This window comes from Lysobacter lycopersici (assembly GCF_007556775.1).
Classification (GTDB): domain Bacteria; phylum Pseudomonadota; class Gammaproteobacteria; order Xanthomonadales; family Xanthomonadaceae; genus Pseudoluteimonas; species Pseudoluteimonas lycopersici.
Genome location: NZ_CP041742.1, coordinates 1,675,677 through 1,692,727 on the forward strand (window position 1 = coordinate 1,675,677; position 17,051 = coordinate 1,692,727).

Annotated in this window: 17 protein-coding genes; 6 read left to right on the forward strand and 11 right to left on the reverse strand. The window is 66.6% G+C overall.

All coding sequences use genetic code 11. The annotated features are described in order from the left end of the window. Nucleotides 1-8: 8 nt before the first annotated feature. Genes cyoE through FNZ56_RS08390 form a run of 4 tightly spaced genes read right to left on the reverse strand, consistent with a single transcriptional unit; the run spans nt 9 to nt 3,339 of the window. Nucleotides 9-914, reverse strand: coding sequence for a heme o synthase (gene cyoE, locus FNZ56_RS08375; protein WP_143879399.1), 906 nt, complete (start codon nt 912-914; stop codon nt 9-11). A gap of 7 nt (nt 915-921) precedes the next feature. Further along, nucleotides 922-2,070 carry a COX15/CtaA family protein gene (locus FNZ56_RS08380; RefSeq protein WP_143879400.1) on the reverse strand — a complete coding sequence of 383 codons (1,149 nt, stop codon included), beginning with the start codon at nt 2,068-2,070 and terminating at the stop codon, nt 922-924. 1 nt (nt 2,071) lies between these two features. Then, entirely contained in the window at nt 2,072-2,635 is a 564-nt protein-coding gene (locus FNZ56_RS08385) for a hypothetical protein (RefSeq protein ID WP_143879401.1), read from the reverse strand. Beyond that, nucleotides 2,632-3,339: an SURF1 family protein gene (locus tag FNZ56_RS08390; protein ID WP_246064543.1), complete on the reverse strand. Its 708-nt coding sequence runs from the start codon at nt 3,337-3,339 to the stop codon at nt 2,632-2,634. The genes FNZ56_RS08385 and FNZ56_RS08390 overlap by 4 nt, the downstream gene beginning before the upstream one ends. 72 nt (nt 3,340-3,411) lie before the next feature. Between FNZ56_RS08390 and FNZ56_RS08395 the strand changes: the two genes are divergently transcribed. Beyond that, on the forward strand, nt 3,412-3,639 hold the full coding sequence (locus FNZ56_RS08395; protein ID WP_143879403.1) for a twin transmembrane helix small protein: 228 nt from the start codon (nt 3,412-3,414) through the stop codon (nt 3,637-3,639). A gap of 191 nt (nt 3,640-3,830) precedes the next feature. Here the strand turns inward: FNZ56_RS08395 and FNZ56_RS08400 are convergent, their stop codons facing one another. Genes FNZ56_RS08400 through coxB form a run of 5 tightly spaced genes read right to left on the reverse strand, consistent with a single transcriptional unit; the run spans nt 3,831 to nt 8,050 of the window. After that, a complete protein-coding gene (locus FNZ56_RS08400) occupies nt 3,831-4,709 on the reverse strand; it encodes a cytochrome c oxidase subunit 3 (RefSeq protein WP_143879404.1) in 879 nt (292 codons plus the stop codon). A gap of 38 nt (nt 4,710-4,747) precedes the next feature. Continuing rightward, nucleotides 4,748-5,323, reverse strand: a complete 576-nt coding sequence (locus FNZ56_RS08405; protein WP_143879405.1) for a cytochrome c oxidase assembly protein — start codon at nt 5,321-5,323, stop codon at nt 4,748-4,750. After that, nucleotides 5,320-5,457 (reverse strand): hypothetical protein, encoded by a 138-nt coding sequence (locus tag FNZ56_RS12870; RefSeq protein ID WP_185970699.1) that lies wholly within the window; start codon nt 5,455-5,457, stop codon nt 5,320-5,322. The genes FNZ56_RS08405 and FNZ56_RS12870 overlap by 4 nt, the downstream gene beginning before the upstream one ends. Before the next feature lie 5 nt (nt 5,458-5,462). Then, nucleotides 5,463-7,082: a cytochrome c oxidase subunit I gene (ctaD, locus tag FNZ56_RS08410; protein ID WP_143879406.1), complete on the reverse strand. Its 1,620-nt coding sequence runs from the start codon at nt 7,080-7,082 to the stop codon at nt 5,463-5,465. 32 nt (nt 7,083-7,114) lie between these two features. Beyond that, nucleotides 7,115-8,050 (reverse strand): cytochrome c oxidase subunit II, encoded by a 936-nt coding sequence (coxB, locus tag FNZ56_RS08415; protein ID WP_143879407.1) that lies wholly within the window; start codon nt 8,048-8,050, stop codon nt 7,115-7,117. 190 nt (nt 8,051-8,240) lie between these two features. Between coxB and putA the strand changes: the two genes are divergently transcribed. After that, nucleotides 8,241-11,417, forward strand: a complete 3,177-nt coding sequence (gene putA / locus FNZ56_RS08420) for a bifunctional proline dehydrogenase/L-glutamate gamma-semialdehyde dehydrogenase PutA (RefSeq protein WP_143880317.1) — start codon at nt 8,241-8,243, stop codon at nt 11,415-11,417. Between the two features lie 343 nt (nt 11,418-11,760). Next, nucleotides 11,761-12,087 carry a nucleoside triphosphate pyrophosphohydrolase family protein gene (locus FNZ56_RS08425; protein WP_143879408.1) on the forward strand — a complete coding sequence of 109 codons (327 nt, stop codon included), beginning with the start codon at nt 11,761-11,763 and terminating at the stop codon, nt 12,085-12,087. 232 nt (nt 12,088-12,319) lie between these two features. On the opposite strand, the gene FNZ56_RS08430 is transcribed toward FNZ56_RS08425, so the two are convergent. Continuing rightward, on the reverse strand, nt 12,320-13,735 hold the full coding sequence (locus FNZ56_RS08430) for an OmpP1/FadL family transporter (protein ID WP_143879409.1): 1,416 nt from the start codon (nt 13,733-13,735) through the stop codon (nt 12,320-12,322). A 176-nt stretch (nt 13,736-13,911) separates the two neighbouring features. Between FNZ56_RS08430 and FNZ56_RS08435 the strand changes: the two genes are divergently transcribed. From FNZ56_RS08435 to FNZ56_RS08445, 3 genes are all read left to right on the forward strand, one after another. Continuing rightward, on the forward strand, nt 13,912-14,586 hold the full coding sequence (locus FNZ56_RS08435) for a rhomboid family intramembrane serine protease (RefSeq protein WP_143879410.1): 675 nt from the start codon (nt 13,912-13,914) through the stop codon (nt 14,584-14,586). 88 nt (nt 14,587-14,674) lie between these two features. Next, a complete protein-coding gene (locus tag FNZ56_RS08440; RefSeq protein WP_143879411.1) occupies nt 14,675-14,995 on the forward strand; it encodes a DUF1820 family protein in 321 nt (106 codons plus the stop codon). Nucleotides 14,996-15,015: 20 nt separating this feature from the next. After that, complete coding sequence (locus FNZ56_RS08445) at nt 15,016-15,639, forward strand: hypothetical protein (RefSeq protein ID WP_221933292.1); 624 nt, start codon at nt 15,016-15,018, stop codon at nt 15,637-15,639. Nucleotides 15,640-15,682: 43 nt separating this feature from the next. Here FNZ56_RS08445 and FNZ56_RS08450 read toward each other — a convergent pair whose 3' ends face one another. Next, nucleotides 15,683-17,029: a S41 family peptidase gene (locus FNZ56_RS08450; RefSeq protein WP_143879413.1), complete on the reverse strand. Its 1,347-nt coding sequence runs from the start codon at nt 17,027-17,029 to the stop codon at nt 15,683-15,685. Nucleotides 17,030-17,051: the final 22 nt, after the last annotated feature.

The window sequence follows — 17,051 nt, forward strand, 5'->3', positions numbered from 1 at the left end:
TATTAGAGTTACGCCACGCCCGCCGGCCGCAACCACGGCGCCAGCCAGTGGTCGACCAGCAACAGCGCGAAAAGCGCCATCAGATACGCGATGGAATAGCCGAACACGCGCATCGCATAGCGTTCGTCCGGCGGATCCATCAACCGCCACGCATGCCACACGAACACCACGCCGAGCACCAGCGCGCCGCCGAGATAGCAAAGTCCACTCATGCCCGCGACCCAAGGCAGGATGGTGACGATCAACAGCAGCAGCGTGTACAGCAGGATCTGCCAGCGCGTGTATTCCACGCCATGTGTCACCGGCAGCATCGGCACCAGCGCGCGCGCGTAGTCCTCGCGGCGGAAGATCGCCAGTGCCCAGAAATGCGGTGGCGTCCACACGAACACGATCAGCACCAGCAGCAGCGCGTGCGCCCAGTCCCATTCGCCGCGCATGCCGGTGACCGCGGCCCAGCCCAGCAGCGGCGGCGCCGCGCCGGCGATGCCGCCGATCACGATGTTCTGCGGCGTCGCGCGCTTGAGCCAGGCGGTGTAGACGATGGCGTAGCCGATCAGGGATGCGAACGTGAGCGCCGCGCAGACCACGTTCACCAGCGCGATCAAGATCGTCATCGAAGCCGCGCCGAGGAACACCGCGAACGCCAGCACCTGCGCCGGCTGCAGCGCGCCGGTCGCGAGCGGCCGGTCCGCGGTGCGGACCATGACCTTGTCGATGCGCTGGTCGATGAGGTGGTTGATCGCCGCGGCCGACGCCGCCGCCAGCCAGATGCCGAGCAGGCCGAACACGGTTTCGCGCAGCGGCGGCAGGCCGGGCACCGCGAGGAACATGCCCACCAGCGCGGTGAACACGATCAGCGCGACCACGCGCGGCTTGGTCAGTACCCAGTACTCGTGGAACCCGGCGTTCGCCATCGCGGCCTCAGGTTTCCGGCGGGCGCAGGCGCGCCAGCAGCGTGACCAGCACGAACAACAGCAATGCCGCGCCGGCATTGTGCAGCACCGCGACGCGCAGCGGCAGGCCGAGTTTCACGTTGGCGATGCCGAGCCCGGCCTGCGCGCACACCAGCAACAGCAGCGTGATGCTCCAGCCGAGCATGCCCGGCGTGCGCATCAGCCTCAGCGCGAACGTGACGATGAAGGCGAACACCGCCACCGCACCGATGCGGTGCGCGAGCTGGATCGCGATCCGCGCCGCGCCATCGAGCACGCCGCCTTCGTAATCCACGCCGATTCCGCGCCAGAGCACGAAGCCCTGGTGGAAATCATGCGGCGGTATCCACTGCCCCACGCACTTGGGGAAATCGTTACCGCAGGCGAGCGCGGCGTAATTCGCGCTGGTCCAGCCGCCGAGCGCGATCTGCACGCCGAGCAACACCAGCCCGACGATCGCCCATCGCTTCAACTGCGGCGCTTCCGCGAGCCGGATCGGCGCATCGGTCGCGCGCCACGCGGTCCATGCCAGCAGCGAGAACGTCAGCAAGCCGCCGAGCAGGTGGCCCATCACCACCACCGGTTTCAGCAGCCAGGTTACGGTCCACATGCCGAGCAGGGCCTGGAACACGATCACCGCCAGCGTCAACGTCGATACGCGCGCGAAGTCCGTGTTCGACCAGCGCATCGCGCCGACGACCAGCAATGCTTCCGCGATGATCGCGAACACCGCCGCCGGCACGTGACGGCCGTGCATGTACAAGGGGATCGAACATGCCACCGCCACGGACGCCACGAGCACGTGCAGCCAGCCTTGCGGACGCTTGCGCGTCGCCAGCAAGGCGAGCGCGAACACCAGCAACCCGAGCGTACCGGCGAGCATGCGGTGCAGTTGCTCGCGCCATGCCTTGTGCGGTTCCACCGGGCGGATCGCCTCGGCGGCGCGATTGAGCGAATCGTGCGCGGCGCTCGGCCATGCGGCGCGGCCGTAGCAGGTCGGCCAGTCGGGACAACTCAGGCCCGCGTTCGACAGGCGCACGAAGGCGCCGAACACGATCACGCCGAAGGCCAGCGCCACCGCCAGCCAGGCGATGCGGTGGAAGTGCTTGTACGGCGCGGTGGAGACAGGTGTCTGCATCTCAGCCCAGCTTCAACAGTCGCGAAAGATCGGTGCGCAGGTCGCCGAGTTCGAAACCCGGCGCATAGCGCAGCACCACGAAGCCGTTCGGATCGAGTACGTATACCGGCATGCCGCGCGGATCGTCGGCGCGCGGCAAACGCGCGCGCAGCGCCGCGTCGTCGGCAAGTACGCGCACGCCACCGGTCGGCAGGTTGGCCGGATGGGCGCCGAGCCAGAGGATGTCCACGCGGACCATGTCCCGGCCGGCCATGGCGCGCACCTTGTCCACGCCTTCGGCGAGCTGCACGCATGTCGCATCGCACTGCGCGGGCGCCGGCACGAGGATGCGCCAGGTGCGCGACTCCGGATTCCATGCGTAAGTCCCACCCGCAGCCAAGCGCGGCGCGATATCGCGCAGGTCGGCGGGTGGCTGCAGCAACTCGCCTTTCTGGCGATTGATCTCGGGATGGCGGTCGGTGAAACGCAAGATCCCGGCCACTAGCATCGGCACGAGGAACAGCGCGGCGAGCCCCACGAGGATCAGGCGGTTGCGGTTGCGTTCGGAAGTCGAAGTCGGATTCATGCGCGTGGCTTGCGGAAAGTGAGCACGGCGGCCGTGGCCAGCACCGCGAGGGAAAGCGCGAACCACTGCACCGCGTAGCCGAGGTGGCGCGAGGGCGGCAGCGTGTTCGGCAGCACGTCGAGGTCGCGCGCGTAGCCGATGTCCTTCATCGCGGGATCGAGGCGGAGGACGCGCGGGGGAAGTTTTGCAATGCCGAGCAATGCAGGCAGGTTCGATGCATCGAGCGCGGTCGCGAGGATCTCGCCGTTCGGCGTGCGATTCGCGGTCGCGGCGACGAGACCGGGCGAAGGCGGCGACAACAGCAGGCCGCGCATTTCGGCATCGCCCATGATCGACGCGACTTGCGGCATCGCGCGATCACCCGACAGTGGCAACCATCCAAGTTCGACCAGCATCGGCACGCCCGATTCGGGAACGAACAGTCGATAGGCGCGCACCCCCGGGCGTTCGTCGCGCGACTGGTTGTCGAGCAACACCGATGGTGCTTCGGCGAAACGACCGCGGCCTGCGGACCAGTCGAAATCGTCCGCGCGCGACGAATCGGCGGCGAGCGAAAGTGGTTTCGGGACCCGCTGCGTGAGCACGGCCTGCACCGAGGCCAGCATCGCCTCCTTTTCGTGCATGCGCGCCAGTTGCCAGAACCCGAGGCGCGCGAAACCGGCCGCGACCAGCAACGCCAGCGTCCAGCCCAACCACTGGGGCATGCGCCGGGCTTTCATGCGCTAACGGCCACCGGCTGCGATAATGCGCATCCCGACGACGCCGGCGAGGCGCGCATGAACAAATCGCTCGAAACCCTGCTGATCGTCGCCTTCCTCGCGGTCATCCTGTGGAACCTCGGCGCCGGCCTGTACTACATGCTGGTGGACAAGGGTACGACCAAGCGCACCGTGAATGCCCTCACCCGCCGCATCGCGCTGTCGGTCGCGCTGATCCTGCTGGTCGCGCTCGCCATCTACATGGGCTGGATCACGCCCCACGGCGTCGGCCGCAACCCGGGCTGATCGCGAGCTCGATCGTTTCCGCGATCCTACGTTCCAACAACTCACTGATGCATCGGGCAGCGACGGATCCTGCAAACCGGGCGATGCGCTGGCCAGGCGCAGCAAGCGCGCAAAGCGGAGTTGACTGACGCGTCAATGAGCATTTGCGCGCGCCGCTGCAACACCGACAGCGCGAGCTCCGGGCAGCCGAATCAGAGGACGTAGACGAACAGGAACAGACCCAACCACACCACGTCCACGAAGTGCCAGTACCAGGCCACCGCCTCGAACGCGAAGTGGTCGTCCTTGTTGAAATGGCCCTTCAGGCAACGCAGCCAGATGATCGCCAGCATCAGCGTGCCCAGCGTCACGTGCAGGCCGTGGAAGCCGGTCAACATGAAGAACGTGGAACCATAGATGCCCGAGCCGAGCGTCAGGTTGAGCTCGCGGTAGGCCTCCATGTACTCGTGCGACTGGAAGTACAGGAAGGTGCAGCCGAGCAGGATGGTCAGGCCGAGGAACACCAGCAGCGCCTTGCGATGGCCGGCCTTCAGCGCGTGGTGCGCGATGGTCACGGTCACGCCCGAGGTGAGCAGGATCAGCGTGTTGAGCAGCGGCAGGCCCCACGCCGGGATGGTCTGGAAGCTGCCGCCGATGTCCGCGGGGCCGTTGCTTGGCCACGACGAGGAGAAGCCGGGCCACAGCAACGCATTGGTCATCACGCCGTCGCCCGAACCGCCGAGCCAGGTCATCGCGAACTGGCGGGTGTAGAACAGCGCGCCGAAGAACGCGGCGAAGAACATCACCTCGGAGAAGATGAACCACACCATGCCCATGCGGAACGAGGTGTCGACCTGCTTGTTGTAGTAGCCCCGCAGCGACTCGGTGATGACGTCGGCGAACCACTTGAACAGGATCAGCGCGAGGAACACGAGCCCGCCGAAGAACAGCTCCTTGCCGAACGACAATTCGTTCAGCCAGCGCGCGAAGCCGAGCATCGCCGCGAACAGGCCGACCGACGCGATGACCGGCCACTTGCTCCCGTGCGGGACAAAGTAGATGTTCTTGTCGTGTGCTTCTGCGTGGGCCATGGTCGGTTCTCGGCTTGCGTGTGCTGGCGTTGGTCGGGTCAGGGCGCGGCGCCCGACGCAGCGCCGGCGCGGGCCGGCAGCTGCGCGGTCAGCGCGTCGTTCTTGTAGAAGGTGTAGGACAGCGTGATCGTGCTGATGTCGTCCGGCAGCGCCGGGTCGACGATGAAGTGCACCGGCATGTCGCGCGATTCGCCCGCGGCGAGCGTCTGCGCGGTGAAGCAGAAGCATTCGGTCTTGTTGAAGTACTTCGAGGCGCGAGCCGGCGCGATCGACGGCGCGGCGCTGCCGACGATGGCACGGCCGCCGTCGTTGCGCGCGAAATACTGCGTGCTGTACTGCTCGCCGACGCGGACCTGCATCGACGCCTGTTCCGGATGGAACGCCCACGGCAGCTTGGAATTGGCGTCGCCGTCGAAGATCACGGTCACGATGCGCTTGGAGTTCTCCGCCGCGTTGGCGTCGGCCAGCGGCGCCGAGGGCGTGTTGTCGAGGCGGATGCCGAACACCTTCTCGCAGGCGACGCGGTACAGCGGCACCAGCGAAAAGGTAAGCGCGAACGCGGCCAGCACGATGCCGACCAGCTTCGCGATCCCGGCGGTGCGCGGATCGCTCACTTGCCGATCGTCCCGGTCAGCATGAACAACGCGTACACCGCGACCGCGACCACGGCCAGCGCGAGCGCAGTGCGGCGCACGCCGCGACGGCGGCGCGCGTCCAGGTCCTGCGCGGTGGCGGGCGCCTGCGGCATCGCGGTCAGTGGCTGATGTCGCCGTGGGCGAGGTCGCCCTCGCGGATCACCGGCGGCGTGCTGAAGGTGTGGTGCGGCGCCGGCGAAGGCACCGTCCATTCCAGGCCGCGCGCGCCTTCCCATGCACGCGCCGGTGCCTTCTCGCCCTTCTTCAGCGACCAGAACAGCACCGCGAACATCATGAACGGGGTCAGGAACATGCCGAACGCGCCGATCGAGCTGACCAGGTTCCAGTCCGCGAAGACGACGTTGTAGTCGGGGATGCGGCGCGGCATGCCGGCCAGGCCGAGGAAGTGCTGCGGGAAGAACAGCACGTTCACGAACACCACGCTCCACCAGAAGTGGAACTTGCTCCAGAACTGGCTGTACATGCGCCCGGTCCACTTCGGCCACCAGTAGTAGATCGCGGCGATGATGCCGAACAACGCGCCGGTGACCAGCACGTAATGGAAGTGCGCGACCACGAAGTAGGTGTCGTGGTACTGGAAGTCGGCGGGCACGATCGCGAGCATCAGCCCGGAAAAACCACCAATCGTGAACAGGATCACGAACGCCACCGCCCATAGCATCGGCGTCTCGAAGCTGAGCGAGCCACGCCACATGGTGCTCACCCAGTTGAACACCTTCACGCCGGTCGGCACCGAGATCAGCATCGTCGCGAACATGAAGTAGATCTCGCCGCCGAGCGGCATGCCGACGGTGAACATGTGGTGCGCCCACACGATGAACGACAGGAACGCGATCGCGGCGGTCGCGTACACCATCGCCTGGTAGCCGAACAGCGGCTTGCGGCTGAAGGTCGGGATGATCTCGCTGGCCACGCCGAAGGCGGGCAGGATCATGATGTAGACCTCGGGGTGGCCGAAGAACCAGAAGATGTGCTGGAACATCACCGGGTCACCGCCGCCGGCCGCGCTGAAGAAGCTGGTGCCGAAGTACTTGTCGGTGAGCAGCATGGTGACCGCACCGGCCAGCACCGGCATCACCGCGATCAGCAGGAACGCGGTGATCAGCCAGGTCCAGCAGAAGATCGGCATCTTCAGCAGGTCGACGCCCGGCGCGCGCATGTTGAGGATGGTCGCGATGATGTTGATCGCGCCCATGATCGAGCTGATGCCCATCATGTGGATCGCGAACACCGCGAACGCGACGTTGGTGCCGCCCTGCAGCATCAGCGGCGGGTACATGGTCCAGCCGCCCGCGGGCGCGCCGCCGGGCATGAAGAACGTCAGCAGCAGCAGGCTGAAGGCGAACGGCATGATCCAGAACGACCAATTGTTCATGCGCGGCAGCGCCATGTCCGGCGCGCCGATCTGCAGCGGCACCATCCAGTTCGCCAGACCGACGAACGCCGGCATGATCGCGCCGAAGATCATCACCAGCGCGTGCATGGTGGTCATCTGGTTGAAGAACTCGGGCTTGACGAACTGCAGGCCCGGCTCGGCCAGCTCGGCGCGGATCACCACCGAGAACGCCGCGCCCACGATCACCATCGTGAATGCGAACAGCAGGTACAGCGTGCCGATGTCCTTGTGGTTCGTGGAGAAGAACCAGCGTTCGAAGAACCGCGGCTTGTGGTCGTGGTCGTCGTGGTGATCGACAGCGGCGGGATGGGTGGCGGACATGTCCTACCTCGGATGCGTGTTCGGTGCGGCGATCAGCCGGCGGGGGTCGGCGCGGGCGCCGGGGTCGTCGCGGCGGTGGCCGCCGGTTGCTCGGGCTGCGTCGGCGCGGGCGCGGCAGCAGGTTCGGCGGCCGGGGCCGGCGGGGCGTTCTTGGCCTTCTCGGCGGCCAGCCACTGCGCGAATTGTTCCTTCGGCACCGCCTTCACCACCACCGGCATGAAGCCGTGGTCCTTGCCGCACAGTTCGGCGCACTGGCCGCGATAGATGCCGGGCTGGTCGACGCTGGCCCAGGCCTCGTTGACGATGCCGGGGATGGCATCCTGCTTCCAGCCGAGCGCCGGCACCCACCAGGCATGGATCACGTCGTCAGCGGTGACCACGAAGCGCACCTTGGTGCCGACCGGCAGCACCAGCGGGTGGTCGACTTCGAGCAGGTAGTTCGGATCCTGGTCGGCACGGATGATGCCGCCGCTCTGGCGCAGGTCGTCGCTGCGGCGCGCGAGGCGGCTGGTGTATTCGACGCCTTCGCCGAGGTATTCGTACTTCCACATCCACTGGTAGCCAGTGACCTTCACCGTCATCTCGGCGTTGCGGGTGTCGTACATGCGGATCAGGTTATGCGTGGCGGGCCACGCCAGGCCGATCAGGATCAGCACCGGGATGGTGGTCCACACGATCTCGGCCTTGGTGTTGTGGGTGAACTGCGCCGCGACCGCGCCCTTGGACTTGCGGAACTTGAACATCGCATAGGCCATCGCGCCGAACACGATGATGCCGATCGCCACGCAGATGCCGAACACGATCATGTGCGACTCGTAGGCGATGCGCGCCGTGCTGGTCGCGCCCTGCCCCATGTTCAGCTGCCAGCGGTGCGGCGCCGCGGTCCAGTCGGTGTCGGCGGCCCATGCCCAGGCCGGCGCCATCGCGGCCGCGGCCAAGCCCCATCGCAACCCACGCGTCTGCTTCATCTTCTCTATGCCCCGGGGAATCGTCGCGCGGGCGTGTGCGGCCAATGGCCCGCGCGCGAGGAAAGTAGCGGTGATTGAACCGTGAAATGGTAGCGGTCGGGGGGGCGAAGCGGCAAGCCGAGCCCGCGGCGAGGCGTTCGCGGCGGGCTAGAATGAACGGCTACCGCCCGAGCCAGACCGCGTGACCCGGATCCTTTCGCCCGAATTGCCCGCGCCCCCGGAACCGGCCCGCGCGGCCATCACCGCCGCCTGGACGCTGGACGAGGCCGCGCACGTGCGCGAATTGCTCGCCGCCGCGCGCCAGCCGGACGCCGACCGCGCCGCGATCCAGGCCACCGCCAGCGACCTGGTGCGCCGGGTGCGCGCCCGCGCCGCCGACCAGGGGGCGATCGAGGCCTTCATGCGCCAGTACGACCTCGGCAGCGAGGAGGGCGTGCTGCTGATGTGCGTGGCCGAGGCCCTGCTGCGGATCCCGGATGCCGAAACCGCGGACCGGCTGATCCGCGACAAGCTCGGCGAGGCCGACTGGAAGCGCCACCTCGGGCAGTCCGATTCGGTGCTGGTGAACGCCTCGACCTGGGGCCTGATGCTGACCGGCCACCTGGTCGACCTGGCCGATGCCACCAAGCGCGACGTCCATGGCGCGTTCAAGCGCCTGGTCGGCCGCGTCGGCGAACCGGTGGTACGGCTCGCGGTGCGCCAGGCGATGCGGATCATGGGCCACCAGTTCGTGATGGGCCGCACGATTTCCGAAGCGCTGGCGCGCAGTCGCAAGGGCGCGAACGCCGCCTACCGCTACTCCTTCGACATGCTCGGCGAGGGCGCGCTGACCCAGGCCGACGCCGACCGCTACCTCGTCGCCTACCGCAAGGCCATCGATTCGATCGGATCGACCGGGCCGTTCGCCGACGTGTTCGCCGCGCCGAGCATTTCGGTGAAGCTGTCCGCGCTGCATCCGCGCTACGAACACGCCAAGCGCGCGCGCGTGCTGGCCGAACTCGGCCCGCGCCTGCTCGAGCTTTCGCAGCTGGCGAAGAAATACGGCATCGGCCTGACCATCGATGCCGAGGAAACCGACCGCCTCGAACTCTCGCTGGACCTGATCTTCCAGGTGCTGGCCGATCCTTCGCTGCAGGGTTGGGACGGCTTCGGCATCGTCGTGCAGGCCTACCAGAAGCGTGCGCCGTTCGTGATCGATTACATCGCTGCGCAGGCGCGCAAGCTCGGCCGGCGCATCCCGGTGCGATTGGTGAAAGGCGCGTACTGGGATTCGGAAGTGAAGCGCGCGCAGGTCGAGGGCCAGGCCGGCTATCCGGTGTTCACCCGCAAGCCCAACACCGACGTCAGCTACCAGGCCAACGCGCGCCGGCTGCTCGGCAACATCGACGCGATCTACCCGATGTTCGCCACCCACAACGCGCAGACCATCGCCGCGATCCATCGCATGGCGCAGGGCATGGTCGGCGGCGCGCGCGACGATGGGCGTTTCCGCTACGAATTCCAGAAGCTGCACGGCATGGGCGACGACCTGTACGCGGAAGTGATCCCGCGCGAGCGCCTCGACGTGCCCTGCCGCGTGTACGCGCCGGTGGGTTCGCACGAGGACCTGCTGCCCTACCTGGTGCGCCGGTTGCTGGAAAACGGCGCGAATTCCAGCTTCGTCAACCGCATCACCGACGAAAGCGTGCCTGTGGAAGACCTCGTGCGCGATCCAGTCGAAACCGTGTCCGCGTTCGATTCCATCCCGCATCCGCGCATTCCGTTGCCGCGCGACCTCTACCGCGCGCAAGGCCACGACAGGGACAATTCCATGGGCATCAATCTCGCCAACGACGACCAATTGCGCGCGCTTGCCGAACAGGTCAACGCTGCGTCCACCGGCGAATGGCACGCAATCCCTCTCGTGCCGGGCGCCAGCGACGGCGCCGCGACGGTCGACGTCACCAATCCCGCCGACCGCCGCCAGGTCGTCGGCCAATGGCAGCCCGCCGATACGGCAACCGTCGAGAAAGCGCTGCAGAACGCCGTGGCCGCGCAACCGGCGTGGGACCGCACGCCGGTCGCTTCGCGCGCGGCGATCCTCGAACACGCCGCCGACCTGCTCGAACAACGCATGCCGCAATTCATCGCGCTGTGCACGCGCGAAGCCGGCAAGACCATCCCCGACGGCGTGGCCGAAGTGCGCGAGGCGGTGGATTTCCTGCGCTATTACGCGGGCGAGGCGCGCCGCCAGTTCGCGGTCGAGCCGCTGCCCGGGCCGACCGGCGAATCGAATTCGCTGCAACTCTCCGGTCGCGGCGCGTTCGTGTGCATTTCGCCGTGGAATTTCCCGCTGGCGATCTTCGCGGGCCAGGTCGCGGCCGGGCTCGCCGCCGGCAACAGCGTGATCGCCAAGCCGGCCGAGCAGACCAACCTGGTCGGGTTCGAGGCGGTGAAGCTGCTGCACGAAGCCGGCGTGCCGAAGGACGTGTTGCAGTTCCTGCCCGGAGACGGCGCCACCGTCGGCGCGGCGCTGACCCGCGACCCGCGCGTCGCCGGCGTGGCCTTCACCGGTTCCACCGACACCGCGCGCGCGATCAACCGCGCGCTGGCCGCGCGTGATGCCGCGATCGGCGTGTTGATCGCCGAGACCGGCGGCCAGAACGCGCTGATCGCCGATTCCTCGGCCCTGCCCGAGCAGCTGGTGAAGGACGCGCTCGCTTCCGCGTTCACCTCCGCCGGCCAGCGCTGTTCCGCCGCGCGCGTGCTGTTCGTGCAGGACGACATCGCCGACAAGGTCGTGCACATGCTCGCCGGCGCGATGGCCGAACTGTCCGTCGGCGACCCCGGCCTGCTCTCGACCGACGTCGGCCCGGTGATCGACGCCGACGCCAAGGCGCTGCTCGACGAGCACGCCGGCAGGATGCAGGGCAGCGCGAAGCTGATCGCCGAAGCGAAGCTCGGACCCGGCACCGAACACGGCACCTTCTTCGCCCCGCGCGCCTGGGAACTGCAGTCGCTCTCGCAGCTGACCCGCGAGAACTTCGGCCCGGCGTTGCACGTGGTGCGCTGGAAGGCCGATGAACTCGACAAGGTCGTCGATGCGATCAACGACAGCGGCTACGGGCTGACGCTCGGCATCCATTCGCGCATCGACGAGACCGTCGACCGCATCGTGTCGCGCGCCAACGTCGGCAACATCTACGTCAACCGCAATCAGATCGGCGCGGTGGTCGGCGTGCAGCCGTTCGGCGGGCAGAAGTTGTCCGGCACCGGCCCCAAGGCCGGCGGCCCGCACTACCTGCCGCGCTTCGCCACCGAGAAGACGGTGACCATCAACACCACCGCGGCCGGTGGCAATGCGAGTTTGCTGACGCTGGGGGATTGAGTCTCCAACAGGATTAACGCCCGAATGCGGGGAAAACTGTAATCAGACGTCGCATGGAGAGTTCCAAGAGGCCATGACAGCAGCATCTTTTGCCAAGGGTCTTTCCTATCTGGTGCTTCTACCTGGCATCGCTGGCTTGGCCATTGCAGTCCTGTTTGGAGCTTCACAGAGCCCTATTGCTATTTGGTTCAATGCGCATTGGTGGCAACTGTTTCTCGCCTGCACTGCTGCTCATGGAGCGCTTCGGATGGTTTCACATATTTCGGACAGACGATCTCGCCGAGCTTAGGCTTGCGTCATTCGACAATTCATTCAAGCCGAACCTCCTACGCAGCGACACAACATGAAATTCAGCGATCTTGAAAAGTCCGCGCTGCAGTTGAACGATCTCTACGAACAGCTCGAGACCAAGCGGTGGGGACGCGCCTGGACCACGCAGGAACTCGCCCTCGGTTTCATGGGCGACGTCGGCGACCTGGCGAAACTCATCCAGGCGAACGCCGGCATCCGCGACATCGACGACTGCAAGGCGAAACTCGGCCACGAACTGTCGGACTGCCTGTGGTCGATCCTCGTGCTCGCGCACAAATGCGGCATCGACTTGGAAACCGAGTTCGCCAGGAACACCCGCGAACTGAGCGAGTACGTTTCCGGTGAACTGGACACCTGACAAAAACCTGCACGGCAACGCAAACCTACTGATGCTGGAGTATTGAACCCCTGCCTTTCCCTCTCCCCTTTGTGGGAGAGGGTGGCGCGTAGCGCCGGGAGAGGGGAATCATTGCGACAAACGCCCCTCTCCTGCCCTTCGGGCATCCTCCCCCACGAGGGGGGAGGAAAAAGCAAACGCAACAAAAAAGCCCCGCCGAAGCGGGGCTTTTTCGTGACGATGACGCGTTCGATCAGAAGCGGTACTGCGCGGCGACGCCGAACAGGTCGGCATGGCCGTGGAAATCGCCGGTCAGCTCCGTTCCGAGCGAGGTGAACGCATCGATGCTCGGGCTCTTGATGCTGATGTGCTGGTAGGCCGCGTCGATGCTCAGCGCATCGGTCGCATGCCAGGTCACGCCGACCGAGAGCAGGGTGCGGTCGTTGTCGGGCAGGCGCGGGGTGCGCGTGTCGTCGTGGGTCGGGGTCTCGTCCTTGGCCACGCCACCGCGCAGGGTCCAGGCGGGGTTGATGTCCCATTCCGCGCCCAGCGACACCAGCGTGCTGTCCCTCCACTCGAAGCCTTCGCTCGACGGCGCCTGGTAGGGATTCTCGAAATGGATGTCGACCGACTTCAGCGAATGCCAATCGGTGCGCTGCACGTCGCCCATCAGGCGGAACGAATCGGTGAAGTCGTAGCGCAGGCTGAGGGTATCGGTGCTCGGCGTGGTCAGCGCGGCGCTGGCATTGGTCGGCACGAAGCCGTTGCCGAGCGCGAGCAGGGTCGGGAGCTGCGCGTAGCAGGGGTTACCCGCCGGCGCCAACATGCATTGCGCGGCCATCTGCCGGAACAGCGGCTGCGTGCCCGCGAACGAGGCCGGCGCGTTGAAGGTGGCGTCGCCCTTGATGTCCTGGTCGATTTCCGAGCGGTGCGAATAGCCGATCGCGAACCGATCGGTCGGGCGCCATTCGAAACCGGCGACCCAGCCGAAACCATGCGAATCGCCGCTGACCTTGGCCAGGCCATCGGCCGTGCCCGGGATCGCGCCGGGGATACCGGCGGAAGCCATGATCAGGCCGTAGTCGACCATTTCCGACAAGGTGACGTCGGCCTTCTCGTAGATGAAGCCGAGGCCGACCGAGAAGCGCGGATCCAGCTTGACCGCCGCCGACAGGGTCAGGTCGACGGTCTTCACGTCCGAGGTCACGGCGTTGTAGCGCCCGACCCAGTCGCTGTCGTATTCGGTCTTGAGGCCGAACGGCGCGCTGACGCTGGCGCCAAGGGTGAGCTTCTCGAGCGCGCCGTGCATCGGGAACACCGCCGCGATCGCCGGCACCGGGGTCGCGTCGCCCGGATCACCGCCGTTGCCGCCGCTGACCGGCATGCCGAGCGCATTGTGCGCGCTGCCGTCGAACTTGGCGGTGAGGTCGATGACGGTGACGTCGGCCTGGACCGTGTTCTGGTCGATGAAGCCCATCGCGCCGGGGTTGTTGCTGACCACCGCGGCATCGCCGTTGGCGACGGCGGTGCCGGCCTGGCTGCGGCCGAGGTTCTTGACGCTGTTCTCGCGCAGCTGGAAGCCCGAGGCATGCGCCTGGCCGAAGGCGAGCGCGCCGGCGATGCCGATTGCAAGCGCGGAAAACTGGGTGAAGCGGGAAGCGTTGGACATGGAACGGTCTCCGATGGATTTTTGGTCTGTGCGGCCGCGCTACGGCAACCTGCACCGGCACCCATCGGATTCTCCCTCCCCGACGGTCGACGCCGACCATACTATAGCGAAGGTTTAACCCTTCGGTAACATCCCGGAAGCCACGGAAACGGGGCGATTTCCCCCCGGAGCGGTTCATGTTCGTCAGCCTGCCCCGCCGCCACCGCCCCAGCCTGCGCTGGGCCTGCCCGCTGCTGTTCGGGCTGCTGTGGCTGGCGTTCTTCTGGTACAGCACCCGGGCCCCGGCGGCCCAGCAAGCCCTGCTCCAGGCCTGGGGCGCGCTCGATGGCGGTCCCGGCACCCGGCTGGACCTGCAAGCCGTGCTGCGCCTGTTCACCGCCCTGTTCCTGCACGCCGGCTGGGCGCACCTGCTCGGCAACCTCGTGTTCCTGCTGATCTTCGGCCTGCCCGCCGAGAAAGTGCTGGGCCCGTGGCGGTTCCTGCTGCTGTTCCTGATCGGCGGCGCGATCGCCAACTTGGCTGCCGTGCTGGTGCTGGCCGGTCCGCGCAGCATCATCATCGGCGCCAGCGGCGCGATTTCCGCGCTGATCGGCGCCTACCTCGCGCTGTTCCCGAACGCACGCCTCGGCGTGGTGCTGCCGCTGGGCCTGTTCCTCGAATTCGTGCGCGCGCCGGCCTCGCTGCTGATCGGCATCTGGGCGCTGCTGCAGGTGGTGTTCGCCTACATCGGCCCGGCGTTCGGCATGGTCGCCTGGGCCGCGCACGTCGCCGGCTTCCTGTTCGGCGGCGTGTTCGCGCTGCTGGTGCGGCGCGCGGTGGAACGGCGGCTGCGCCGGCAGAAGAGTTACTGAGCAGGGGTCGGGGAATCGCGCCGGCTCATGCTGCTCTTCCCTGACCTCTGATGCCCGGCCCCTGACTCCTGATCCCTATAATCCGCGCATGCGCAAGCCGCTGTACAAGGTGACCTTCCTCAACGCCGGGCGCGTGTACGAGCTGTACGCGAAGCACGTCGCCGCGAGTTCGCTGTGGGGCTTCACCGAAGTTTCCGACCTGGTGTTCGACGCGCGCGACGGCGTGGTGGTCGATCCGACCGAGGAACGCCTGCGCGACGAATTCGGCGGCACCCGCGTGCTGCACCTGCCGATGCAGAGCATCGTGCGCGTGGAGGAAGTGGAGAAGAAGGGCCAGTCCGCGATCCGCGACGCGGCGACCGGCGAAACGGTGGTGACGCCGTTCCCGCTGCCGGCGAAGCCGAGGTAGGTCTCTCAGGAGGAAGAATCATGTCTCCGTCAGTGCGCATCATCTGCGTTTTCAGCGTCTGCATCTTCACCGCCGCTTGCAGCAAATCTTCCGCTCAAACTGCGGATGCGAAAGCTCCGAAGGATGGGTTTCAAGAAATGATGGAGATGGCCAACGGGAAATGGGAAACGGCAACACTTGGCCCTTGGGAATGCCAGGTGCCCGCTGTATCGCACAAAGAAGTCCTGACATGCACTCTTGACGGCAAAATGGTCTTCAACGCAATCGGCGCGCCGGGGCAAGGCGCCCTCATCGGGGTGCCGGAGGATGCTCGCTCCTCGTCGTTTATTTCGGTTCGCGTGGACTCCTCCGGCGCCGTTAAAGACCTGAGTTATGACGGCCTGTCGAATGCAGGCGAACTCGTTCGGCATGTTGAAGATCGAGATGTCGACGGCCAGCCTGATAGGATCGTGGATTTCCGTACACATGCACAGAGCGTACGCATCAACGGCCAGATGCTTGATTTGACCAAGATTGGCTTGGATGAATCCAAGCGCGTCGTCTATACAACCAAGGTCGATGGCGTGGAGAAGCGGGTTCTACTGGACCGTTACCCGTTCCCGCTTGAAGACCTGCCTACACACATCACGCCGCTGAACGAATGACGGTGGCTAATGGCGGGTCAAGACCCGCCCTACATGAGGTGACTCAACCCTTCGGCGACACCGCCGCCTGCGCCACCGGCTTCTTCAGTTCCTGCAACGCCGCGGTGATCGGTGCATCGCCGGGGAGCACGTCGCCCGCATTGGTGCCGGCATCGTCCTCGTCCTCGCCCTGCAAATGCCCGGGCAACGACGCTTCCGTGTACGGCATGTCGCCGTCTTCCGCTTCTTTCTCAGCCGTCGCCTTGTCCGGCACCAGCGTCACGTCCGGCACGATGCCCACGCCCTGGATCGACTTGCCGCTGGGCGTGTAATAACGCGCGGTGGTGAGCTTGACCGAATCGCCGTTGTCCAGCGGCAACAGCGTCTGCACCAGCCCCTTGCCGAAGGTGCGGCTGCCGACGATCTTCGCGCGATGCAGGTCGCGCAACGCACCGGACAGCACTTCGGTCGCGCTCGCCGAACCGGCGTCGACCAGCGCAACGACGGGCGCGCCGTGCATGCGGTCGCCGGGCGTCGCGCGGAAGGTCGCGTCGTTGCCGGGCATGCGCCCGCGCGTGCTGACGATCACGCCGCTGTCGAGCAGGTCATCGGCGATCTGCACCGCGGACGTGAGCAAGCCACCGGGATTGCTGCGCAAATCGAGCACGAGCCCGCGCAGCTTGCCGCCGGACTGCGCCTGCAGCTTGTCGAGGTTCTTTTCGAAATCGGCGGCGGTGTCGGTCTGGAATTCGCTGATGCGGATGTAGCCGTAGCCGGGTTCGAGCATGCGGCTGCGCACGCTGGCGACGCGGATGGTGTCGCGCTTGAGCGTCACCTCGAACGGTTTCGCCATGCCTTCGCGCACCACCTTCAGCTTCACCGACGTGCCGGGCTTGCCGCGCAAGGGGCCGGGCCCGGCCGCATCGGCGGGCGTGAGGTCCTTGCCGTCGACGGCGATGATCGTGTCGCCCGAACGCAAGCCCGCCTGCGCCGCCGGCGTATCGTCGATCGCGGACACGATCTTCACCGAACCGTCGGGCAAGGTCAGCACTTCGACGCCGATGCCGTCGTAGGCGCCGCTGGTTTCCTCATCGAAGGCCTGCGCGTCGGATTTCTCGAGATAGGCGCTGTGCGGATCGAGGTCGAGCAGCAAACCCTTGATCGCCGACTGCATCAGCTTGTGGTCGTCGACCGGATCGACGTAGGCCTGCTTGATCGCGTCGTACACGCCGACGTAGCGGCGGATCTCAGCCAACGGCACTTTCGTGGTCTCGCTTTCGGCGGCGTCGGGATCGTCGCTGGAGGCAACCGCGTGTTCGCCGTCCGCATCGTTCGGCGGAACCTGTTGCTGCGCCTGCGCATTCGACAGGCCCAACGCGAGCAGGAGGGCGAAAAGGGGAATTCGGCGCATGCAAGCTCCGGGGGAAACGACG

Bases quoted from the DNA above. Each gene is read 5' to 3' on its own strand.
- cyoE (WP_143879399.1), bottom strand. From the start codon at position 914: ATGGCGAACGCCGGGTTCCACGAGTACTGGGTACTGACCAAGCCGCGC.
- FNZ56_RS08380 (WP_143879400.1), bottom strand. From the start codon at position 2,070: ATGCAGACACCTGTCTCCACCGCGCCGTACAAGCACTTCCACCGCATC.
- FNZ56_RS08385 (WP_143879401.1), bottom strand. From the start codon at position 2,635: ATGAATCCGACTTCGACTTCCGAACGCAACCGCAACCGCCTGATCCTC.
- FNZ56_RS08390 (WP_246064543.1), bottom strand. From the start codon at position 3,339: ATGCCCCAGTGGTTGGGCTGGACGCTGGCGTTGCTGGTCGCGGCCGGT.
- FNZ56_RS08395 (WP_143879403.1), top strand. From the start codon at position 3,412: ATGAACAAATCGCTCGAAACCCTGCTGATCGTCGCCTTCCTCGCGGTC.
- FNZ56_RS08400 (WP_143879404.1), bottom strand. From the start codon at position 4,709: ATGGCCCACGCAGAAGCACACGACAAGAACATCTACTTTGTCCCGCAC.
- FNZ56_RS12870 (WP_185970699.1), bottom strand. From the start codon at position 5,457: ATGCCGCAGGCGCCCGCCACCGCGCAGGACCTGGACGCGCGCCGCCGT.
- ctaD (WP_143879406.1), bottom strand. From the start codon at position 7,082: ATGTCCGCCACCCATCCCGCCGCTGTCGATCACCACGACGACCACGAC.
- coxB (WP_143879407.1), bottom strand. From the start codon at position 8,050: ATGAAGCAGACGCGTGGGTTGCGATGGGGCTTGGCCGCGGCCGCGATG.
- FNZ56_RS08425 (WP_143879408.1), top strand. From the start codon at position 11,761: ATGAAATTCAGCGATCTTGAAAAGTCCGCGCTGCAGTTGAACGATCTC.
- FNZ56_RS08430 (WP_143879409.1), bottom strand. From the start codon at position 13,735: ATGTCCAACGCTTCCCGCTTCACCCAGTTTTCCGCGCTTGCAATCGGC.
- FNZ56_RS08435 (WP_143879410.1), top strand. From the start codon at position 13,912: ATGTTCGTCAGCCTGCCCCGCCGCCACCGCCCCAGCCTGCGCTGGGCC.
- FNZ56_RS08440 (WP_143879411.1), top strand. From the start codon at position 14,675: ATGCGCAAGCCGCTGTACAAGGTGACCTTCCTCAACGCCGGGCGCGTG.
- FNZ56_RS08445 (WP_221933292.1), top strand. From the start codon at position 15,016: ATGTCTCCGTCAGTGCGCATCATCTGCGTTTTCAGCGTCTGCATCTTC.
- FNZ56_RS08450 (WP_143879413.1), bottom strand. From the start codon at position 17,029: ATGCGCCGAATTCCCCTTTTCGCCCTCCTGCTCGCGTTGGGCCTGTCG.